Raw genomic sequence first — 22,193 nt, 5'->3', positions numbered from 1 at the left:
CTGTTCACGGTTCCGTCGTTGGCGCAATATGCCTGCCAGCCACAAACAATCCGAACCAAGGAAACCGTATGAGCCTGTCGCTGCTGAGCCGCTACGCCTTCTTTGCCGTCTGCGTGATTTTCACCCTCGCCAGCCTGCCCTTTCTCGAACATGACTGGCTGTGGCCGATCACCGCCGTCACCGCTGTGCTGAGCCTGCTCGGCGTGTTCGACCTGTTGCAGACGCGCCATGCAGTGCGCCGCAATTATCCGATTCTGGGCAACATCCGTTATCTGGTCGAAGGCATCCGCCGGGAGATTCGCCAGTACCTGCTCGAGTCCGACAGCGACGCCCTGCCCTTCTCCCGCGCGCAGCGTTCGCTGGTGTACTCGCGAGCGAAAAACGAAACCGCCGACAAACCGTTCGGCACGCTGATCGACGTCTACCAGTCCGGCTTCGAATTCATCGGCCACTCGATGCGCCCGGCGCCGTTGAGTGACCCGAACGGTTTCCGCGTCATTGTCGGGGGTCCGCAATGCACGCAGCCGTACTCGGCGTCGATCTTCAATATCTCGGCAATGAGCTTCGGCTCGCTCAGCGCCAACGCCATCCGCGCCTTGAACCAGGGCGCGAAACTCGGCAACTTCGCCCACGACACAGGCGAAGGCAGCATCAGCCCGTATCACCGCGAACACGGTGGTGATCTGACCTGGGAGCTGGGCAGCGGCTATTTCGGCTGCCGCACCAGCGACGGCCGTTTCGACCCTGAGCGCTTCGCCGTGCAGGCGCAGAATCCGCAAGTGCGCATGATCGAAATCAAGATGAGCCAGGGCGCCAAACCCGGCCATGGCGGGATCTTGCCCAAGCACAAGGTCACCAGGGAGATTGCGGAAACACGCGGCATCCTGATGGGCGAGGACTGCGTCTCGCCGTCGCGCCACAGTGCGTTTTCAACGCCGATCGAGATGATGCAGTTCATCCAGCAACTGCGCGAATTGTCCGGTGGCAAACCGGTGGGCTTCAAATTCTGCCTCGGCCATCCGTGGGAATTCATGGGCATTGCCAAGGCCATGCTGGAAACCGGCATTCTTCCGGACTTCATCGTCGTCGATGGCAAGGAAGGCGGCACTGGCGCAGCCCCTGTCGAATTCACCGACCACATCGGCGTGCCGATGCGCGAAGGCCTGCTGTTCGTGCACAACACGCTGGTCGGCCTCAACCTGCGCGACAAGATCAAACTCGGTGCGAGCGGCAAGATCGTCAGCGCCTTCGACATCGCCAGCGTGCTGGCCATCGGCGCTGACTGGGCCAACTCCGCGCGCGGCTTCATGTTCGCCATCGGCTGCATCCAGTCGCAGTCGTGCCACACCAACAAATGCCCGACCGGCGTTGCCACCCAGGACGCCTTGCGCCAACGCGCTCTGGTGGTACCGGACAAAGCCCAGCGCGTCTACAACTTCCATCGCAGCACGCTCAAAGCACTGGCGGAAATGCTCGCGGCGGCCGGGCTTGAGCATCCGTCGCAACTGTCGGCCAAGCATCTGGTACGACGCATGTCGGCGACCGAGATCAAACTGTTCTCGCAGTTGCATGTATTTCTGAAACCGGGGGAATTGCTTACCGGCGAAGTGAATGGCGAGTTCTATTCGCGGATGTGGCAGATGGCGCGGGCGGACAGTTTTGAGCCGCAGGAAGTGGTAGCGGCGTAAGACTGGCGATCAGCTCGCGCGAACCAAAAAAGCCCCGATCTTGCGACCGGGGCTTTGTTTTTTTCAGCGGCTGGAACTTACGAAATCGAACGCACCGCGTCTTGCGAAACCTGATTCGGCTGCAACTTGAACACGTAAAACAACACCGTCAGCAACACCAGAAACGCTGGCCCGACATACAGCGCCACGCGGGTATCCGGGAAGTACGCCATCAGGCCGACCACCAGTACCAGAAACGCCAGCGCGAAGTACGAGCTGACCGGGTACAGCCACATCTTGTACTTGAGCCCGGCACGTTCGCTGGCGCTCAGGCCTTTGCGGAATTTCAGCTGGGCGAGGAGGATCATCACCCAGGTCCAGATCGCACCGAAGGTGGCGATCGAGGTGACCCAGACAAAGACTTTTTCCGGTACCAGATAGTTGAGCATTACGCCCAGCAGCAACACCGCGATCGACAGCAGCAGTGCCCGGCGTGGCACACCGTTGTTCGAGGTCTTGGCGAAGCCCGCCGGGGCCTGACCGTTCTGCGCCAGGCTGTAGAGCATGCGCCCGGTGCTGAAGATGCCGCCGTTGCACGACGACAGCGCCGCAGTAATCACCACGAAGTTGATGATGCCCGCAGCGGTCTTGATGCCCAGACGCTCGAAGGTCATCACGAAGGGGCTGCCCTGGGTGCCGATTTCATTCCACGGGTAGATCGACAGGATGACGAACAGCGCGCCGACGTAGAACAGTAGGATCCGCCAGAACACCGAGCCGATTGCGTCAGGAATGGTCTTCTGTGGGTTCTTCGCCTCACCGGCAGTCAGGCCGATCATCTCGACACCGAGGTAGGCGAACATGACCATTTGCAGTGACATCAGCACACCGGTCACGCCGTTGGGCATGAAACCGCCGTGCGCCCATAGATTGGAAATGCCCAGCGCCACGCCATCGTTACCGAAACCGAAAGCGATGATGCCGACGCCGCCAATGACCATGGCGATGATGGTGACGATCTTGATCAGGGCGAACCAGAATTCGAATTCGCCGAAGGCTTTGACTGCGATCAGGTTGATCGAGCCCATGCTGATCAGCGCTGCCAAGGCCCAGATCCAGCGCGGCACATCGGGGAACCAGATGCCCATGTACACGGCCACGGCGGTGATTTCCGCGACGCAGGTCACCAGCCACAGAAACCAGTAGTTCCAGCCGGTAAGAAAGCCGGCCAGCGGACCGAGATAATCCTGCGCGTAGCGGCTGAACGAGCCGGCCACCGGGTTGTGCACGGCCATTTCGCCGAGCGCGCGCATGATCACCAGGATCGCCAGACCGCCAAGGATGTAAGAGAGCATGATCGCCGGACCGGCCATCTGGATGGCTTTGGCCGAACCGAGAAACAGACCGACGCCGATACAGGCACCGAGCGCCATCAGGCGGATATGCCGTTCGCCGAGTTCACGTTTGAGCGGACCGCCCGAAGCGGTGTCGCCGTGCGGCAGAGGATTGCCAACTGGCATAGGGGTACAACCTCGTCTTGTTATTGGATATGACCACCGGGTTTCGAAGCGTCGGCCGATAGGCCTTGGCTGGGCAGGAAACCGCGTCGGCTTCGTGGGCAGACGCGTCTTGCAGGGCAGGCCTGAAAGATCAGCGGGGCGTGCAGTATAAAAAGCTCAGGGCAGGATTTTTCACTCTAAAAGTCACAACATTCAGCGACAACTCTCGGCAATAGTGGGTTCTGCGGAGAGGCATTACCTGCATTACGTAGGAAAAGTCGCCACTGAAAAAGCCGCGAAGTATTGCACAGACATGGTGCAGCGTCATGTTCCAGCCCCGGTGCATTTGATTCACCGCGCGATGTCTCCCCTCGCGCTTGATCACGGATAAATCGCCCGGCGGATTCAGAAATTTCGCTCAACAGTTGCAGCGCCGACCGGGGCGGCCAACCACTAACCTTTGAAAAAGTCAGGAGCATATGCAAGGAAGCTCACATGCCAGTCCGCCCCAATTCCCACCGTCTGCGCCAAGGTCGTTTCTCGGAAAACGGTCGTGCCTACTTCATCACCTCTGTCATCCACGAACGCCAGCCTGTATTTGCAGATTGGCGGACAGGCCGATTACTGGTTGCAGAACTGCGCCGGGCTCATGAGCAAGGAGTCGCGCAATCCATCGCCTGGGTTGTCATGCCTGACCACTTTCATTGGCTGATGCAATTGCAACGCGGCTCACTTGGTGAAGTCATTGGCGGTGTAAAGGCTCGCTGTACGCATGCGGTTAACAGAAAAACCGGACGTCACGGACCGCTGTGGCAAACCGGCTACCATGACCGAGCGATCCGTGACGGCGAGGACCTGGAGCCCATCGCCCGCTATATCATCAATAATCCCTTGCGAGCCGGGCTGGTCGATAACCTCGGTGATTACCCGCTTTGGGATACCTGCTGGCTCTGAGCGCAACAGCTCTCTGGAATAAGTGCATCTATTGTGGCGAGGGGATTTATCCCCGCTCGGCTGCGTAGCAGGCGCAACTTGCTCACATGCGGTGTGCCTGCGTAAACCGTGCTGGCAGGTTTTGGGGCTGCTTCGCAGCCCAACGGGGATAAATCCCCTCGCCACAGGGAGTCCCCGCATGACTGATAAATCGGCTAGCCACAGGGAGTCCATCGCTCGCACAGACACATCATGAGGATGTGAACAGCATCCTTGTGGCGAGGGGATTTATCCCCGCTCGGCTGCGTAGCAGGCGCAATTTGCTCACATGCGGTGGGCCTGTAGAAACTGTGGTGGCAGGTTTTGGGGCTGCTTTGCAGCCCAGCGGGGATAAATCCCCTCGCCACAGGGAGTCCCCGCATGACTGATGAATCTGCTAGCCAACTGAATCCATGCCCACACAGACACATCATGGGGATGTGAACAGCCTTTTTGTGGCGAGGGGATTTATCCCCGCTCGGCTGCGCAGCAGTCGCAACTTGCTCACATGCGGTGTGCCTGCGTAAACCGTGCTGGCAGGTTTTGGGGCTGCTTTGCAGCCCAGCGGGGATAAATCCCCTCGCCACAGGGAGTCCCTGCAAGACTGATAAATCGGCTAGCCACAGGGAGTCCATCGCTCGCACAGACACATCATGGGGATGGGAGCAGCCTTTTTGTGGCGAGGGGATTTATCCCCGCTCGGCTGCGTAGCAGGCGCAACTGGCTCACATGCGGTGTGCCTGTAGAAACCGTGCTGGCAGGTTTTGGGGCTGCTTTGCAGCCCAGCGGGGATGAATCCCCTCGCCACAGGGAGTCCCCGCATGACTGATGAATCTGCTAGCCACAGGGAGTCCATCGCTCGCACAGACACATCATGGGGATGTGAACAGCCTTTTTGTGGCGAGGGGATTTATCCCCGCTCGGCTGCGCAGCAGGCGCAACTTGCTCAGACTCGGTGTGCCTGTAGAAACTGTGGTGGCAGGTTTTGGGGCTGCTTTGCAGCCCAGCGGGGATGAATCCCCTCGCCACAGGGAGTCCCCGCATGACTGATAAATCGGCTAGCCGCCTGAATCCCTCACACTGACAACATCCCGGCATGTGAACAGCCTTTTTGTGGCGAGGGGATTTATCCCCGCTCGGCTGCGCAGCAGGCGCAACTTGCTCACATGCGGTGTGCCTGTAGAAACCGTGCTGGCAGGTTTTGGGGCTGCTTTGCAGCCCAGCGGGGATAAATCCCCTCGCCACAGTGTGTGTTCCAGTTATTCAGACAAGCCGTCTCCTCCGCTCTGCACATTTTCTTCACCGGCTCCAACCACCGTCTAAGCTTCAGACAAGTCCGATCAATCTGCGTGAATGGATCAGTCGACTATGGGCGCTTTGTGGCAAACCGATTCGAGTAAAACCGTGGTTCAGACTGAACGTGTGAATGAAGCGCCTGTCCCTGAAAAACCTCGTCGTCAGCGGCACGGGTGGAAGGCTTTCTGGTTGCTGTTTTTGATCATTGCGGTGGTGGTGGGGCTCGCCGCGTCCAAGGAAATGCGCACTTCGCGCTTTCAGGCGCGGGAGCTGAGCCAGTACGCCGCTTCGCTGACCTACAAACTGGAACCCGGTCCCAGCGAAGCGATTCGTTATCCGGGCAACGGCCCTTTCGATCTGCGCCTGGGTTACAGCTCTCTGGACGAATTCCTCCCGCGCCTGCTCAAGCGCAATTACGTGATCACCGAGCAGACGCGCTTCTCCCCCGCCCTGCTCGGTTACACCGACAAAGGCCTGTTCGTGCCGTATTCGGAAAAGATCCAGGCGGGGTTGTCGATCACCGACTGCCGAGGCGCGCCGCTGTATCGATACAACTATCCGCAGCAACTGTATGCCGACTTCGCGGCGATTCCGCCGGTGGTGGTCAGCAGCCTGCTGTTCATCGAAAACCGCTTTCTCCTCGACCCGAAACAGCCGCTGGCCAACCCGGCGGTGGACTGGCCGCGTTTCGGCATGGCCGCGTGGTCGCAAGTGGCGAAGTTGCTGCACCTGCCCGGGCAATCGGCCGGCGGCAGCACCCTGGCAACGCAACTGGAGAAGTATCGCCACTCGCCCGACGGCCTCACCGTGTCGGGCGCGGAGAAGATCCGCCAGATGATTTCCGCCAGCGTGCGCGCCTATCAGGATGGCCCGCAGACCCTCGGTTCGCGGCAGAACATCGTGCGCGACTACCTCAACAGCGTGCCGCTCTCGGCGGTGCCCGGCCACGGTGAAGTGCACGGCATGGCCGAAGGTTTGCGGGTCTGGTACGGCAGCGATTTCAACAAGGCCAACGAGCAACTGAACAGCCCGAAGACCGACCCGCAGACCATGGCCGCCAAAGGCCTGGCCTTGCGTGAAATGCTCTCGCTGATGATCGCCCAGCGCCGCCCTTCGCATTACCTGACCAAGGGTCGCGACGAATTGGCCAGCCTCACCGACAGCCACCTGCGCCTGCTCAAGCAGAACGGCGTGATCGACAGCGCCCTCGCTGACGCTGCGCTGGCGAGCACCGTGTCGTATCGCGACTGGCAGACCCAGCCAACGATGCAGCCGATTGAAACCAACAAGGGCATCAGTGTTGCCCGCAGCCGCTTGGCGAGCATGCTCAATCGCCCGCTGTACGACCTCGATCGCCTCGACCTGTCGGCCACCAGCACCCTGCAGGGCGACCTACAAACGCAGGCCACGGCTTATCTGAAGAAACTTGCCGACCCGGCCTATGCCGCGGAAATCGGTCTGCTCGGCGAACGCTTGCTGACGCCGACCAGCACCACGCAAGTGCGTTACAGCTTCACACTGTTCGAACTGACCCCGGACGGCTCGCGGGTGCGCGTGCAGACCGACAGCACCGATCAGCCGTTCGACATCAACGAAGGCAGCAAGCTCGAACTCGGCTCGACGGCGAAAATGCGTGTGCTGACCACGTACCTGCAAATCGTCGCCGAGCTGCACGACAAATACGGCGCGATGGGCGTGGCAGAATTGAAAAAAGTCGAAGTGCCCGATCAGGACCGCCTCAGCCGCTGGGTCATCGACTACCTGATCCAGAACAAGGATCACGACCTGTCGAAGCTGCTCGGCGCCGCGCTGGATCGCAAATACTCGGCCAGCCCCGGCGAGGCGTTTTTTACCGGCGGTGGGCTGCACAGATTCAACAACTTCCGCAAAGAGGACAACGGTCGCCTGCCGACCCTGCGCGATTCGCTGCGCGAGTCGATCAACCTGCCGTTCATTCGGCTGATGCGCGACATCGTCCGCTACACCACCTACTCAGGCCCCAACGGCGAATTGCTCAAGGATGATCGCGATCCGCGCCGTCAGGAATACCTGGCCAGTTTCGCCGACCGCGAAGGCACCTCGTTCCTGCTCAAATTCTGGAAAAAGTACAAGAACAAGGACACCCAGGCGCGCCTGGAAACCTTCCTCGACAGCATCCGCCCGACGCCGATCCGCATGGCGGCGGTGCATCGCTATCTGCTGCCGGAGGCCAGTCAGGAAGACTTCAACCGTTTCGTGCGCTCGCACCTCAAGGGCTCCAAGCTCAACGAAAAACTCACCGACGACCGTCTGATCCGCCTCTACGATTCCTATGGCCCCGGCAGTTACGATTTGCCTGACCAAGGCTTCATCGCCAAGGTGCATCCGCTGGACCTGTGGATGATGGGTTATCTGTTGCATCACCCGGAAGCGACCTTCAGCGAGATCGTCAAGGCCAGCCATTTCGAGCGCCAGGAAGTCTACAGCTGGCTGTTCAAGAGCCGGCACAAGGGTGCGCGCGACAGTCGTATTCGCACCATGCTCGAGATCGAAGCGTTCCTCGACATTCATCAGCGCTGGCAGAAAGTCGGCTACCCGTTCGATCACCTGGTGCCGTCACTGGCCACGGCCATCGGCAGTTCCGGCGACCGTCCCGCCGCGCTCGCCGAGCTGATCGGCACCATTCTCAATGACGGCGTGCGCATGCCGACGCTGCGCATCGACAGCCTGCACTTTGCTGCCGATACGCCGTATGAAACCAGGCTGATCAACGACCCGCACGTGGGCAAACGCGTGATGCCAGTGGAAGTGGCCCGGGCCATGCGCGAGGCGCTGTCGCAAGTGGTCGACGCCGGTACCGCCAGAAGGCTGTCCGGCAGTTTCAAACTGCCCGACGGCACACCGCTGGCCATGGGCGGCAAGACCGGCACCGGCGATAACCGCATTGCGGCGATCGGGTCTGGCGGGCGGATCATCAGTTCGAAGTCGATCAACCGCACGGCGACCTTTGTGTTCTACATCGGCGACCACCATTTCGGCACCCTCACCGCGTTCGTCCCGGGGCGCTCGGCGGAGAACTTCAAGTTCACCTCGGCTCTGCCCACGCAGGTACTCAAAGGCATGGCGCCGATTCTCACGCCGTATCTGCAACCGGGCAGCGACTCACAGTGCCAACCGCCACAGGCGCCCGTGGTGGCATCGGCGCTGCACTGACCGAACATGGCCTGCACGTCGCGCCGAAGGCCATCGGCGCAAAAGGTGGTATTCGTGCATTGTTCCGATTCGAATTCTTGTCGCATCGCTGAGGCGATCACACGTTTGGCTCCCGATCTTTGAACTTTTGTTTTGCCCTGCCGCCGGTACGCTGATCATTCCTCAAACAATCAAGGATGATTGGCCATGTCTGACTCCCCTCAGCCTGCCGCTGCCGCCGACAAAGGCCGGCATTACGCGTTCATCGAATCGGCTGTCAGCGCGCCGTTCAAAACTGCAACGCTCAGCCGCAGCCTGGCACTCGCCGCCACGCCACTGAAGCGCGAACCCTGGTACAGCGCACCCGGTACGTATGCGAGCCGACTCGCCGCCGCCAATCTCAAGGCCTGGGACTCGCAGAACAAGGTCGATCATCTGCTGGCCAGGACCGACCTGTACGCCTTCGCCGAGCCGCTGCTCAAAGCAAGGATCAAGCAATGCCATGGCATCGAGCCGGACGTCAGGAAGACCTGGCTGCGCCTGTATATCCCCGCCAGCAGTCCCTGGTATGCAATCGACGTGGTCGACGGTTCGACGACCCGTACGGTCTCACTGCTCGATGCCGCTCTGCACAATTTTGCCGCCAACGAGACAGTCGGCGCAGGCTCGGACTACATCAGCCAGCCTGATGCGCGCGGCCACTTCGACGTCTTGCCGCTCAAAAACCAGATGCCCATCAGCCAGTTCCAGACACTGTGCCGCGACCTCGACCTGGGCGGGCAATATGCCAGGCACTTGCAGGGCTACTTGCTGCCCGGCGAAGCGCTGGCCGAGAGCCTTCTGCAATACAAGATCGGCACCAGCCTCAAAGACGCCCTCGCCGTCGCGGCGCACATCGCCTTGCTCAAGGCAGAGATCCAGTACGACACCTTCAGGATGGTGCTCAGCTTCAGCACAGAGGAAAACCCGCGCTTGCGTCTCAACAACCGTTCGATTCGCTGCAATGACCTGTCCATGCTCGGTACCCGCCTGACCGGCATTCTGTTGCTGATGCATGGCCACCCCGACAGTCGTGGCGTTCGACGCCTGATCGTCTACGTGCCGCACGATCCGGATCATCCACTCAAGGAGTACGAGTCGCTGGCTGCGTTTCGTGAAGAACTGACCCGCCAGTTGCGCGAGGACCGCCTGAGCGCCTCGACCGGGCATACGTACCGGCAATTCTTCAGCCAGTTTGTCGATCAGCAGCAACGTGGGCATTTTTTTGCCGAACTCGAACAGCGGTTGTTCGTCGTCCGCCATCACGAACGCGAGCAGAGCACCGACCAGCGCCCGGTGTGGCGCAAGGACCCGGTGGAAAAGCCCAGGTTGCAGTTCACGCGCTTGCCGTTGCAGGGCGATTACTGGCGGCACGTCTATCAGCAGAAACTCAACAAGGTCATCAATGATGCGCGGCAAATCGCTGTCTCGACCGCCGATGCCGATAGCAACGCACGCTGGGCGTGGTGGGACAACTTCAAGCGGATCGTCTCGGACATCTTCAACGTCGCCCTGCTGATTGCCACGCCCTTTGTGCCTGGCCTGGGCGAGGTGATGATGGCCTATACCGCCTATCAACTGACCAGCGATGTAATTGAAGGCATCGTCGATCTGGCCGAAGGCGTCTGGGAGGAAGCTGCCGGACATGTCATCAGTGTGGTGACCGATGTCATTCAACTGGCTGCGTTCGGCGCCGGCGCGCAGATTGGCGAAACGTTGCGGATAAAACTCTCACCGCAGGTCGATGCCATGCAACCGGTCAAATTGCCCGACGGCAAACCAAGCCTGTGGCATCGCGACCTCAGCCCTTATGCACGTGACGAGCTGAGCCTGGCAGCGCAATCGAAGCCCGATCGTCACGGCCTGCATCAACATGCCAGCGCCAGCGTCCTGCCGCTGGAAGGCAAGCTCTATGTGGTGGAAAAAGCCTCCGCCGATGCCACCAGCAAAACCCACCGGATCAAACATCCGAATCGAGAAAATGCCTACCAGCCACGGATCGAACACAACGGTCACGGCGCCTGGCTGCATGAAGCAGAATCGCCAGGCGACTGGCCCGACGCCCGGCTGATGCCTCGCCTGGGTCACAGCGTCGAGCGCTTCACGCCTGTGCAACTGGAGGACATCCGGCGCAGCAGCGGCACCAGCCACGATGAACTGCGTCGCATGCACAGCGACAACAGCCCGCCACCGCCGCTGCTGGCCGACACGGTCAGGCGCGTCAGTGCATACGAGGATGTCATCGAGGCTGCGCAGAACCTGCGTAACGGCAAACCGATCGATGCCGATGCGGTATGGCTGGAGCCGATGCTGACCAGCCTGCCGGGCTGGCCGCCGCGACGCGCGCTGGAGGTTTTCGCGCGTCAGGACCTGACCGGCTACTCGCATAAATACGGCAACGCGCTGGCGTCCGAAGCCGACACGTTGCGCATCAGCCAGGCTGATCTCAACGCCGGACACTTGCCCGAGCGGGTCGCCGGGTTCCTGCGCGACGACGAGTTCAATCATCTGCTCGGCCCGATGGTCACTGCCGAGCAACGGGTCGAGGTCCTGCGCAGTCAACTGGCCGACGCGCTCAATGAGCAGCGCAGCGCCGTCGCCCGCCATCTGTACCAGGCCGGGCAGCGCAGCGGCGACGCCGAGATAGCGGTGATCAGACAGTCGTTTCCGGATCTGCCGTTGCCCTTGGCCGAGACGGTTCTGAGCCAGGCTCGCGTCGCCGAACGGCAACGCATCAGCGACGAACAGCACTTGCCGCTACGCCTGAAGAATCAGGCCCGGGAGCTGGATTTCGAGGCGTCGGCCAGTCGCGCGTACGACGGTTTTTATCGGGACGATCTGATGACCGAACAGACCGAACGCCTGGCGCTCAATACGCTGAAAATCCACACCGACACCTTTGCCGACCTGCGCATCGAAGTGTTCGACGGCAGCCCGCACGGTCCGTTGCGCTGCAGTGTCGGGCCGCAAGACGCCAGCACCGTAAGGCAACTGCTCAGGCGTGGCGAAGGCCGTTATGAAGTGCGCGACGCCAAGGGTCAGGTGCTGCATGACAGTAGCGATTTCCACGAAGCCATCCTGCGCGCCGTACCGCTCGAAACGCTGGCGAGTACCGGTTATCAGCGCGGTCAGGGCCGCGCCTTGAAACTGTGGATCATGGAACAAAGCGCCCCGCCAGCCGAACGCCGTATTGCTCTGGCGCAACCGCCGATCCGAACGGTCGCCCCCCGCGAGACGGAGATTCTTCTACGCGGCTGGCCCTGGGCGGCAAAAACCCCGGAACAGCGGCTCAGACAGTTGTACCCGAAACTCAACGACAGAGAGGTCGCGGGTTTCCTGATGACGCTGGAAAAAAAGGGCAACAGCGAACGCGCCATCGCCGACCTTGAGCGCGAACGCGAAGTGCTCGACAACGCCCTCGACAGCTGGCGCAGCAGTTACACCCCCGTCATTGAAGACAACGGGGAACTGATCGCGCTGCCAACGGATTTCGTCCGCGAGGGCGGCTTGTACATCGAGCAGCAGTTGAGGAAGTGCTTCAAACGCGAGAACGAACGGCCCGGCGCACGCAATCCCCATCCGGAACACGGCTATACGCTGGACCTTTCAGCCGAACTGCCGCTACCGAACCTTGAGTCATGGTGGCGCGACTTGCGACGGCGTCCCGGGACGCAGCAATACTTCGACCGGATTACCGGACTGAACATCACCAACGTTGCGCTTTCAACCACACCGGACAGCCTGCTGGCGAGTTTCCCGAATCTGCGGCAATTGAGCGCCCAACGCTGCGGTTTCAAGGAGGTGCCGGCTGCCCTCGGGAAAATGCATCAGTTGCAGACGCTGGATCTGTCGCACAACAGCATTGAACTGACCTATGACTCAAGCACGCGCCTGAGCAATCTCACCCGCTTGCACAGCCTAAATCTCAATGGCAACAACCTGCGTGTGCCGCCGGATATCGGGCGCATGGAGCAACTGGTCGAACTGAACCTGGTCAATACGCGCATTCGCGATTGGCCGGCAGGATGGCTTGAAGTCGATGGACAGATACGGCAGCGCCCGAAGGGGTTCTACCTGGACATGCGAGACAATCCGCTGGACACCCTGCCCCGGGTCGAACCCGGTAGCGATCAGGCGCGCCTGCTGGCTCGCGCACGGATCAGTGTTGCCAAATTCGACGGTGACCAGTTGCGGCGTCTTGGCGAGTATCGCCAGTCGGTAGGGTTGAGCGTCGTGCCCGGTTATTCATCCGCCGCCGCCGATGAGCTTGATTACTGGAAGTTGATGCCCGCCAATGCGGATCCGTCCCACCCTTCGGCAGCCTTCAGCCGATACCGCGAGCAGTCCTGGCATGACCTGATGGCCGAGCCTGATTCCGCCGGCTTTTTCAGCGTGATCCGCAAGCAACGCGAATCCGCCGATTACGGGACTGACGCGGGGCGGCGGAATTTGACCGCACGGGTCTGGGACATGGTCGATGCGGCGGCGCTCGACGAACATCTGCGCAAAAAGCTCTTCGAGCAGAACGTGTCTGCACAGGATTGCGCTGATCTGGGCCAGCAGCTGTTCAATTCACTGGGGCTCAAAGTCCTGGTATCCAAGGCCTACAACGAAACGGCATCGGCCTCGCAGCTGGAAGACAGACTCGTGCGACTGGCGCGCAGCGCAGCGCGGCTTGATCGGGTCAGCGATGAGGCCGCCATGGAGGTCAGTCGCCAGCAGCAGCAACACCTGATTGATCCGCGCCTGCCGGCCCCGGACGAAATTCAGATTCATCGGGCGTTCGAAGCGGGCCTGGGCGAGCGTCTGGATTTGCCCTGGCAAGCGGGGGGCATGCCTGTGCAGCCTCGGGCCGGGGTAAGCGAGGAAAAGCTCAACGCGGCTTACCAGAGAATCATCCAGCGCGAACAGGGGGATGGCCTGGTCAACGGCATGATCGATCTCTATACCGATCCTTTCTGGGAGGATTACCTGCGCAATACCTATCCTGACCGTTATCAGGAGAACCTGCGCCTGTACGAAGAAAAATTCCGTCAGCTCGACAGCCAGGTGTTCAGCAGCGACCGGGAGTACAGGAAGCTGGCCGACAAAATCAGCTACGAGCGCAACGAGCTATCCCGCGCCTTGAGTCGCGAAGCCCTCGACAGGGCCGGACTCTGAAACCATCACACGGCATTCGGCGAGCGTTTCAGGCTGGCCGAATCTGCCCACGGACCCTGGTCGTGCTTGCGATACCCACCGCGTAAGACATTCAGGCATCAGCGTCATTGCCGTTTGGCGCGCTGGCGCTGAACAACAGCACGACGTTGCCGCTGTAATGACCGGGGCGGTAGCCACCCGGCGGTTTGATGGGTTCGATTTTCAGCAGCACACGTTTACCGACAGCCGCCTCTTCTTCCGAAAGCACTTGTTGCGGAATGATGTGCGAACTCAGCACGACGTCATTGAACGTCACCCGCAGCTCAATCACTTCACCCGTTGTGCCGGTATCAAGGAATGGCTCGGTGGCCAGACGCGCCTCGATGGCGCTGCTGTCATGCCGCATGTCAAAAGATTTTTCCAGATTGCCCAGGCTGTCCGTGGCATGGTGCCAGGCCAGCACCTGCGGACGGTGAATCCAGTCCGGTTGTGCCGGAATGATGTAGAAGGGCCGACTGGGAATGGTCAGCGACACTTCGAAGGTGTGCTCCTCCCGGGCGGCCCACGTCACTGCCGCGGTCAACGCGGCGGCGACCGCCAGCAGGGCGGCGGTGCATTGCTTGATCATGTTGGCTACCTGATGCGTGAATGGAAAACCGGCCTAGCGGCTGGCGACTTTCATGGTTTTCTTGTCGCTGCCTTCGATCAGAAAGAAGCGGTACTCACGGCCCTTTTCCTTGTTGAAGGCAAAGGACTTGCCCGCCAGCACATGGTGTTTGGTGGTCGCCCCGCAATCGCTTTCCTTGCTCAGCGAACAGCTCTTGAACTCATCGACGATCACCACGGTATTGCCGTTGTTGCGCAGTTCGTAGCGACCTTCGGTTTCGTTGATCGCCGTGGCGTAACGCGCTTCCCTGGGGCGGACAAAGAAGATCGTGCCAAACCCGGTCATGACGTTGACGCCGGCCGACAACGACTTTTTGTAATCCTCCCGCTCTTCACCGGTGACGACAAAATCGTCTTCCTTTTCCGGCACCACGGGCACGAAGCGCACGCGGAAATAGCGTTCTCGATCCCGTTCGCCCATGTACAGCAAGCGTGTGCCCTGCATGCCTTGCGCAGGGACGATCAGCCGCGCCGGGCTGGCCATCAGGCCGTTGCGCGAGGCGCCATCGGCGGCGTTCTCGACAGCAATTTCCTTGGGCGTGCCGGCGTCGTCGTAAACGATTTCGAGCACATTGATCTTGACGAATGCGGTGGCGTCGCCGCTGTTGAAAACTCGCTTGAGATAGGTGCTCTTGTCGGCTTCCAGATAGTCGTAAACGGTGCCGACATTGATCTGCGGCCCGGCCTGCGCCGTCAGGCAAAAAACGCTGAGCAGGCCCAGCAAAAGACCACGGTTCATCGTGTTGAACTCCATGAACGTTGAGTGAAAGCGGACCGGGACGCTCATACTTCCGAATCCCAGATAATGGTGACGTTGCCGCGCAAACGGTCGTTCTTGCCCGGCCTGAGCAGGAAATCGATTTCTCTCGAGTCCATGTCGAAATGCAGATAGCCAGGCTTGCGCTCCACATACATTCCAGGCTGAAAAGGCGCTGACCAGCGATTGAAATCCAGGGGGATCCGGTTGACCTGACCGCCGCCGGGGCCAATGATGCCCGGCGGCAGACTCATCCTGACTTGAACCCGAGAGCTATCGCCCTTCGGGCTACCCAGGTTGCAGACATTTCCGCCTTGGGAATTGCACAACAACATGACCTTGAAACGCGAAGAGGCCGAAATGTAGAAGACCTGGTCGGCAAATATCCGCGTGGGTTTGCGTCCGCTGTTGATCCATGGCTCCCAGCCACCTACGGGCTCAAGCGTGACCCGAGTGCCGCCGGGGGGCAGGTCGACCTTGAGGGTGTGTTGCACGTCGAGGACGAAATCCAGGGTCAGCGTGGGGTCGTCGGGCTGCAGCAAGAGGCCGCCCAGAACAAAATCGCGGCCGCCTCCCAAGGTGTAAGTAACCGAGCCGGTATATTGCCCGGTAGACATGCCCAACGGATTGGGAGTCCTTAATTCATAAGCAAAATCCATCTTGTCGAAAGCTATTGACGGGAGACGGTAAGCGGCGTTTTTGGAGCAGCCAGCTTGTACCGGGGTCTTCCAGAAGAAGCGATAACTGTCAGGACCATAGGACGCCACACCGCTGTAACGGCAGGGTTCCGGCACATACACCCAACCGCTGGAGTCCCATAATTTGTCATGCGCTTGAGCGTCGTCTGACACGCCGGTGATGTTGGTCGCGGTATCGCCCAGAATGTACGTGGAGCCGATACCGATGATGCGCACTTCGACGGTTTCGGTTTCCTGCGTTTGCATATTGGTAACTGTCAATTGTCGCCAGTCGGCCGGGGCTTTCACCAGCATCGGTTCACCACGTGAGATGAAGCGTGTGGAGTCGAACCGTACAGGCATCTCGATGCTGAAAATGTTGTGGTCGGCGCATTGCGCCGGGTAGCTTGCGCAGTAGCCGGTGTTGGGGGTTTTGTTCACGAACAGATTCTTGCCTGGCTGCGTCGGGTCAGGCTGAAACGTCGCACGGATTTCCTGATTGAATCCATGGGCGGTGGACATGGCCAACGCCAGCGTCAGCGCGCAGCCTGCCTGGAAGATTTTCATATGCTCAGCCTGCCTTCATTTCGGTGGTAGTGACGTCGGCGAGGGTGTCTGGGGTGCAACGCAGATCGCCGATCATCAACACGTCGTTTTCGCTGCGGTGGTCGGCCTCGTTCAAGCGGAACTGGCACAACAACTGGTTGCCCTGGCGCACTTCCAGGGTGGGTGAACCGGCGTTCATTTCCATCGAGAAGAAACCGTCGACTTCGGTCACGCCACGGCTGGCGTGGTTGATCACGTGGTGGCCCTTGAGCGGCCGCCCGCTTGCATCGACCAGGCGACCGAGCACGGTGAGGGTTTTCATCACGCGAACCTTGCGATACTCGATGCCGCCCTTGTTCAGGTGATAGCGGGTTCGCGCCGGTTCGATGGTGGCGGCCGGTACGGTGTTGCCTTCGAAGTCGAAGCTCACCGAGCTGTTCTGATAAGCGGTGATCGGAATGAAATTGCGCCCCGGCTTCAGCGCGGCACCGCCGCCGCTGTAGTCGTCAGCCCGCAGGACGATGTCGTCGATATCCGACTCGACGTCGACGATCATTCCCGCACCGCGCACGTCGCTCTGGCTGGTCAGCAGCATCTTTTCACCGCCGACCACCAGTGTGCTGTCGAGGTTGAGCCCGCCGGTGAAGTTGCCGTTGTAGGAAGAGCGCTGGACGAAGGCGTCGCCGTTTACCGCGTCGGTGCGGAAATTGGTCAGGCTCGACATGCCCAGGCCGTAAGTGTCGGTAAGCGCCGTCACCGAGACGCTTTGCAGCACGTGATCCTTGAAATCCTTGCGCCAGCCGAGCGAAGCATTGTTGTCGCGTTTGCCGTCGCGGGCCGTGCGTGAACCGATGCTGCCGGTGAGCTGCTGACCGGGAGCGCCCAACGCCAGGTTGATGCTCAGATCGACGCCGCGATTGCGCGCATCGCCACTGCTGAAACTGCCCGGGCGATCAAAGACCGACAGGCGCCAACTGGCATCACTGCCCAGCAATACGGCGCGCTGGGTCCAGCCCAGATCCACGCCCACGCCTTCGACATTGCCTTCGCTGTGCGAGACCCGGGCATTGACCGAACTCTTGCTGCTCAGCCGATGGTTGAGCGCCAGCGACGAATTGCTGGTCTGGCCGACAAACACGTTACGTGGACGAACGCGCGTGCCGTCCGGCAGCGTGTCGTAGGTGTTGGTGGTGTCGAGCCAGCTGCGGTTGTGGCTGATCACCAGACTGCCCGCGCCATAGTTGTAAAGGCTTTGCAGGTCCAGACCGGTGCCGTAATCCTCGGTCTTGTAGACATTGGCATACAGGCTGACGTGGTTGGCCAGGGTCCAGTCGATGGAAGTACCGTATTGCAGTTTTTCGCGGATCTGCCGCGCCGACGCGCCGACAATCACCCGTGGGTGCAGCAGGTAATTGACCGCCGCACCGGCGGTGGGACTGCCGCTCGATTGCGTGTCCCAGTTGCTCAGCAGTTTGCTTTCTTCACCGGCAAACACGTTGTAGCGCCAGCGTTCGTCAAGGTTGCGCCAGTTGCTGGGCTTGTACACCAACTCCTGGGTGGTGGAGGTGATCTGGCCGTCTTCGATCAGACGCACTTCCACTTCATAAATACCGCCGGGCAGCGGCCGGGTGTCGAGGGTCTGCAAACCGGCCGGCACCGATTGGGTATTGATCAACAGACCGTCGCGCCAGATCTCCACCGAACCCTGCCGGTTGGCTGTCACGTAGATCGGGTAAACGCTGGGCATCGGGCTGTTGATCGCGAGGCTGTCGGAGCTGCCGTACATGAGGCCGACCGCCGTATCGGGGCTGGTGCCAAACGTGCGCGGCTGGCGCGTCAGCCCTTCGGAATTGGGGGTGAAATAGCCCAGGCGCAAGAAGCTGCCTTGCAGTTCGCGCTGGGTGTGCAGCTCGTGCACGGCGTGGTAGAGCTTGTCGTCGGGGCCACCAAGCCGGGCCAATTGCAGATTCAGCGTCTGGCTCCAGTTGCCTAGGCTTGAACTGGCTTCCAGGCCAAAGCGTCCGCCGAGGTCCTGATCCTGGCCTCCGTTGAGGTTGAGCTGGTTGCGCACCATCAGGCCGCTGCTACCACCGCTCGGTTGCTCGTAATAACGCTTGGCTTGAAGGTCGCGTTCGGCGTTTTCGGTGACGATCGATACCAGCGAACTTTCCAGGTTGTAGTGCACCGCGAGAAACTGGTCGGGGCAGGAACCGCTGCACGCACCTAATGGCACGCCGGGTTTGAGGTAGCTTGCCCATTTTTCCCGTTCAGCGGGGCCGAAGCGGTTTTCGCTGGTGTCGGTGAATTCGAGAAGGGTGATGCGATCATCGCGGGACAACACCACCATGGCCTCACCCAACGGCTGTTGGTCGACTTCGACCCGCACCGCCAGAGGCACATCAAAGAAATGCTCCTCGAAATCCGCTGGCAAGCCTTTGGCCTGCGCCAGCAAACTGCGTGGCGTCGTACCGGCGGTGTTGGATGCGACGGCTGCGCTGGCACAAAACAACAGCGCAAGCGCAGCCGCGATGGGTGTCATCGGGAACATGAACTCGTACTCTGATTGACTGACAATGAAAGTCCGTCGGGGCAAACATCACTGCCTGCCCCGTCGGTTGACGCCACTGCTGAAAAGCGAGCGTTTTGGACCTGATCAGTCGATCAGTTGCCGCCAACCGGTGGCACGGCGTCGAAGATCATCGCCACGGAACCGGTGTAGTCACCCGGCTGAAAGTTGCTGCCTTTGGCGGAGATTTTCAGCGGGGCGCGGTAGTTCACATCCGATTCGGATTCACCGACGACCATTTGCGGGGTCAGGGTCAGTTCCTTGTTGTTGAGCATGACCTGCAGGTCGATCGAGGTATTGCCGGCAACCAGTTTCGGCAGGCTTTCCAGGCTGGCGTGAACCGAACCGTTGTTATTGCGCACATCGAAGAAACCGTTGACGTCGGCCATCTTGCCGGTGGTCGGCTGATAGCTCATGTCCTGGTCCTTGTTGACCAGATCCGGATCAGTCGGCACCACATAGAAACCGTTGGTTGGCACATGAGCGATCAGGCTGATGGAGTGCGACGCTTCGCCCGCAGCGAAGGCAGTGGAGGACATTGCCAGAAGAGCCAGTGGAGCAGCGATTGCGATTTTCTTGAACATCGTTCAGTACCTGTTTGCTTTATATAGGGGGTGTCATTGAAAGTTCACAAACCATTTGCTCATCGACCGCCAGAGCAACTTGAACTTTCAATGGCGGGCATCATCGGCTGTTGCCTCTGGAATGTAAGCAGGCAACTTCCGACAAACTCGTAGTTAAACAACCTCACACCCCGCCAGAAAAAAGAACAAAAAACAGATACTTGCAACATTCGCTGTAAGTTGCGCCCTACACACAGTTACAGGCAAAAAACCATACAGCAACTTAGCCGCTTTAACGCGGCAACTTGCAAGGAATTAGAACATATACTCAAGTACAACTAGAGCGATAACTTTAACTTTACGGTCACCGCTTTGATTTATTGATCAAAAAACTTTTTCCGGCTCTTTTTCGCTTTGACCGCTCGTCCGTCAAGCTCAGGACAAGGCCAAAAACGTCTTGCGCAACCCTTAAGATATATCTTAAGTTGTATCTAAATACGACGAGAGAGAAGCGAAATGAGAGACCATCATTCACCCCATCGCGAGCACGGCGATGGCCGCGACGGCTTCGAAAAACGCCCCGGTCGCGAACGCGGCGGTCGCGGCCCGCGAGTTTTTGCCCCCGGCGACTTGAAATTGCTGTTGCTGGCGCTGATCGCCGAGCAGCCCTGCCACGGCTACGACCTGATCCGCCAGATCGAAGGCATGTTCGATGGCGCTTACAGCCCGAGCCCCGGGGTGATCTACCCGACCCTGACCTTTCTGGAAGAGAGCGATTTGATTGCCGGTGATGCCGAGGCCGGCAAAAAGCGTTACAGCGTCACCGACGCCGGTCGTTTGTCTTTAAGTGAACAAGCAGTGGCGCTCGACGGCGTACGCATGCGCATTGACGTCAGCAAGCGCTCGCTGCGCGGCCATGATCGTCCGCCGGAAATCCACGAAGCGGTGCACAACCTGCGCCATGCCTTGCAGCTGCACCACGGGCGCTGGAGCGCCGAGGAAATCCTGCGCGTGCGCGACCTGCTCAACGACACCGCCAAAGCCATCGTCGACGGCCCTGCCGTTCAACCTGCCCCGGAGAAAGCCGAATGACTGCAGTCGATACTCAAACCATTCACCGCGTGATGCACGAAATCAAACGGCGCAAGCTTGAAGTGCTGCGCGTCACCGATCTCACCCCGCGCATGCGTCGCATCACCCTCGGCGGGCCGGAATTGGCCGGGTTCATCAGCCTGGGCACGGACGATCACGTCAAACTGCTGTTCCCGCAGAACGCCGAACAAGCGGCGGCGCTGGAGACGATGCAACTGGGCGCCGGCAAGGACAACGGGCCGATGCCCGAGATGCGCGACTACACGCCGCGTCGTTACGACCTGGAAAAAATGGAGCTGGACATCGATTTCGTCCTGCACGGCGACGGCCCTGCCTCGACCTGGGCCGAGCAGGCACAACCTGGGCAGTTCCTGCACATCGGCGGGCCACGCGGGTCGATGATCGTGCCGGACATCTTCGACAGCTATCTGCTGATCGGCGACGAAACCGCCCTCCCCGCCATCGCCCGCCGCCTCGAACACCTCGCGGCGAATCGCAAGGCGCTGGTGGTGATCGAAGTGGAAAACGGTGCTGAGCAGCAAGTGCTGGAAAGCGCAGCGCCGTTCAATGTGATCTGGGTGCTGCGCGAAGGGGGCAAGGACAACCTGCTGGCTACCGTCAAGCAATTGCAGGTGCCCAAGGGCAATCTGTACGCATGGGTGGCGACCGAAACCAAGGTCTCACGGCAGATCCGCCGGGTACTGATCGATGAGCATGGGCTCGATGAACAGTTCATCAAGGCGGTCGGCTACTGGCGCGCCGAGGGCTCTGAGGAAGAGTGATCTCTTCCTGACCCATATCACCCTTGTGGGAGCGAGCCTGCTCGCGAAGGCATCGGCACAGTCGAAAGATTTGCTGGCTGACGCACCGCATTCGCGAGCAGGCTCGCTCCCACACTGGATCTCAACTTCGTGCGGACAATTTGCGGTCGAGGCCGATAATCAGCACCCCCACCAACACAAACCCCACCAATATCCCCCCGGCATTCGCCAGCACCTGTGGATAACCCAACGCCGCCACATCAATGAACGGATACGCATAAGCGCCGAGCAGATGCCCGCGCAGCAAGGCATAGATGAAGTACACCAGCGGATAGATCAGCCACAGCGGCAGATGCCACAGGCGCAACGTGCCTTTGGGGACGCAGCGCCACCAATAGCCGAGAAACAGCAATGGCATGACGTCGTGGAGCAACTCATCGGCAACAAACTGCCAGCCTTCGGGGTGCCACAAATGCCGTAACAGAATGCTGTAGGCCAGACCGACGACGGCGATACTCACCGCGATTCCACTGCTGACCCACGGTTGCAGAAACCAGCGCCGTGCGGCGGATTCGCGCTCGGTGACCGCGCAGGTCAACACCGTCGCCACCAGTGTGTTGGTCAGTATGGTGAAGTAGCTGAAGAAACTCACCAGCCCGCCCAGCAGGCTGGCGCCGATGCTCAATCGTGCGAAGAAGATCAGGTACAGCTGAATCGTCAATCCGGCCCAGCCCAACACGGCCAGGCCGGTGATCAGGCGTCGGCGCCTCGCGCTGTCCATC

General features: G+C 60.2%; 13 protein-coding genes. 6 read left to right on the top strand and 7 right to left on the bottom strand.

Annotation, left to right across the window (positions count from 1 at the left end):
• The first annotated feature begins 68 nt into the window (after positions 1-68).
• Positions 69-1,688 (top strand): FMN-binding glutamate synthase family protein, encoded by a 1,620-nt coding sequence (locus AB4N48_RS03335; protein WP_460094796.1) that lies wholly within the window; start codon positions 69-71, stop codon positions 1,686-1,688.
• Between the two features lie 77 nt (positions 1,689-1,765).
• Here AB4N48_RS03335 and AB4N48_RS03330 read toward each other — a convergent pair whose 3' ends face one another.
• Complete coding sequence (locus AB4N48_RS03330) at positions 1,766-3,187, bottom strand: amino acid permease (RefSeq protein ID WP_076564019.1); 1,422 nt, start codon at positions 3,185-3,187, stop codon at positions 1,766-1,768.
• 474 nt (positions 3,188-3,661) lie between these two features.
• On the opposite strand from AB4N48_RS03330, the gene AB4N48_RS03325 reads away from it, so the two are divergent.
• From AB4N48_RS03325 to AB4N48_RS03315, 3 genes are all read left to right on the top strand, one after another.
• The gene (locus AB4N48_RS03325) at positions 3,662-4,120 is read left to right on the top strand and encodes an REP-associated tyrosine transposase (protein WP_056790088.1); all 459 of its coding nucleotides are present in this window, start codon (positions 3,662-3,664) and stop codon (positions 4,118-4,120) included.
• A gap of 1,386 nt (positions 4,121-5,506) precedes the next feature.
• Positions 5,507-8,626 carry a transglycosylase domain-containing protein gene (locus AB4N48_RS03320; RefSeq protein ID WP_460094794.1) on the top strand — a complete coding sequence of 1,040 codons (3,120 nt, stop codon included), beginning with the start codon at positions 5,507-5,509 and terminating at the stop codon, positions 8,624-8,626.
• A gap of 186 nt (positions 8,627-8,812) precedes the next feature.
• Positions 8,813-13,804, top strand: coding sequence for a dermonecrotic toxin domain-containing protein (locus AB4N48_RS03315; protein WP_460094793.1), 4,992 nt, complete (start codon positions 8,813-8,815; stop codon positions 13,802-13,804).
• Between the two features lie 91 nt (positions 13,805-13,895).
• Here AB4N48_RS03315 and AB4N48_RS03310 read toward each other — a convergent pair whose 3' ends face one another.
• The 5 genes from AB4N48_RS03310 to AB4N48_RS03290 form a co-directional block, all read right to left on the bottom strand.
• A complete protein-coding gene (locus tag AB4N48_RS03310; protein ID WP_056790095.1) occupies positions 13,896-14,411 on the bottom strand; it encodes a CS1 type fimbrial major subunit in 516 nt (171 codons plus the stop codon).
• Between the two features lie 33 nt (positions 14,412-14,444).
• Positions 14,445-15,188, bottom strand: coding sequence for a molecular chaperone (locus AB4N48_RS03305; RefSeq protein ID WP_252886750.1), 744 nt, complete (start codon positions 15,186-15,188; stop codon positions 14,445-14,447).
• Positions 15,189-15,232: 44 nt separating this feature from the next.
• Positions 15,233-16,450, bottom strand: a complete 1,218-nt coding sequence (locus AB4N48_RS03300; RefSeq protein ID WP_252884786.1) for a hypothetical protein — start codon at positions 16,448-16,450, stop codon at positions 15,233-15,235.
• Positions 16,451-16,454: 4 nt separating this feature from the next.
• The gene (locus tag AB4N48_RS03295; RefSeq protein WP_056790099.1) at positions 16,455-18,977 is read right to left on the bottom strand and encodes a TcfC E-set like domain-containing protein; all 2,523 of its coding nucleotides are present in this window, start codon (positions 18,975-18,977) and stop codon (positions 16,455-16,457) included.
• A 113-nt stretch (positions 18,978-19,090) separates the two neighbouring features.
• Positions 19,091-19,579: a CS1 type fimbrial major subunit gene (locus tag AB4N48_RS03290; RefSeq protein WP_041479903.1), complete on the bottom strand. Its 489-nt coding sequence runs from the start codon at positions 19,577-19,579 to the stop codon at positions 19,091-19,093.
• Between the two features lie 495 nt (positions 19,580-20,074).
• Here AB4N48_RS03290 and AB4N48_RS03285 point away from each other — a divergent pair, with 495 nt between their 5' ends.
• A complete protein-coding gene (locus AB4N48_RS03285) occupies positions 20,075-20,650 on the top strand; it encodes a PadR family transcriptional regulator (RefSeq protein WP_252878837.1) in 576 nt (191 codons plus the stop codon).
• Positions 20,647-21,432, top strand: a complete 786-nt coding sequence (locus tag AB4N48_RS03280; RefSeq protein WP_056790103.1) for a siderophore-interacting protein — start codon at positions 20,647-20,649, stop codon at positions 21,430-21,432. The genes AB4N48_RS03285 and AB4N48_RS03280 overlap by 4 nt, the downstream gene beginning before the upstream one ends.
• A 121-nt stretch (positions 21,433-21,553) precedes the next feature.
• Here AB4N48_RS03280 and AB4N48_RS03275 read toward each other — a convergent pair whose 3' ends face one another.
• Positions 21,554-22,192 (bottom strand): Pr6Pr family membrane protein, encoded by a 639-nt coding sequence (locus AB4N48_RS03275; protein ID WP_056790104.1) that lies wholly within the window; start codon positions 22,190-22,192, stop codon positions 21,554-21,556.
• Between the last annotated feature and the right edge of the window lies 1 nt (position 22,193).

The sequence above is a fragment of the Pseudomonas sp. S2_C11 genome, from assembly GCF_054668395.1.
The sequence above is the reverse complement of the archived record's forward strand: the minus strand, read 5'-3'. Positions and strand labels throughout refer to the sequence as shown.

Excerpts from the sequence above, each read along its gene's own strand:
- AB4N48_RS03335 (WP_460094796.1), top strand. The coding sequence starts at position 69 with ATGAGCCTGTCGCTGCTGAGCCGCTACGCCTTCTTTGCCGTCTGCGTG.
- AB4N48_RS03330 (WP_076564019.1), bottom strand. The coding sequence starts at position 3,187 with ATGCCAGTTGGCAATCCTCTGCCGCACGGCGACACCGCTTCGGGCGGT.
- AB4N48_RS03325 (WP_056790088.1), top strand. The coding sequence starts at position 3,662 with ATGCCAGTCCGCCCCAATTCCCACCGTCTGCGCCAAGGTCGTTTCTCG.
- AB4N48_RS03320 (WP_460094794.1), top strand. The coding sequence starts at position 5,507 with ATGGGCGCTTTGTGGCAAACCGATTCGAGTAAAACCGTGGTTCAGACT.
- AB4N48_RS03315 (WP_460094793.1), top strand. The coding sequence starts at position 8,813 with ATGTCTGACTCCCCTCAGCCTGCCGCTGCCGCCGACAAAGGCCGGCAT.
- AB4N48_RS03310 (WP_056790095.1), bottom strand. The coding sequence starts at position 14,411 with ATGATCAAGCAATGCACCGCCGCCCTGCTGGCGGTCGCCGCCGCGTTG.
- AB4N48_RS03305 (WP_252886750.1), bottom strand. The coding sequence starts at position 15,188 with ATGAACCGTGGTCTTTTGCTGGGCCTGCTCAGCGTTTTTTGCCTGACG.
- AB4N48_RS03300 (WP_252884786.1), bottom strand. The coding sequence starts at position 16,450 with ATGAAAATCTTCCAGGCAGGCTGCGCGCTGACGCTGGCGTTGGCCATG.
- AB4N48_RS03295 (WP_056790099.1), bottom strand. The coding sequence starts at position 18,977 with ATGTTCCCGATGACACCCATCGCGGCTGCGCTTGCGCTGTTGTTTTGT.
- AB4N48_RS03290 (WP_041479903.1), bottom strand. The coding sequence starts at position 19,579 with ATGTTCAAGAAAATCGCAATCGCTGCTCCACTGGCTCTTCTGGCAATG.
- AB4N48_RS03285 (WP_252878837.1), top strand. The coding sequence starts at position 20,075 with ATGAGAGACCATCATTCACCCCATCGCGAGCACGGCGATGGCCGCGAC.
- AB4N48_RS03280 (WP_056790103.1), top strand. The coding sequence starts at position 20,647 with ATGACTGCAGTCGATACTCAAACCATTCACCGCGTGATGCACGAAATC.
- AB4N48_RS03275 (WP_056790104.1), bottom strand. The coding sequence starts at position 22,192 with ATGGACAGCGCGAGGCGCCGACGCCTGATCACCGGCCTGGCCGTGTTG.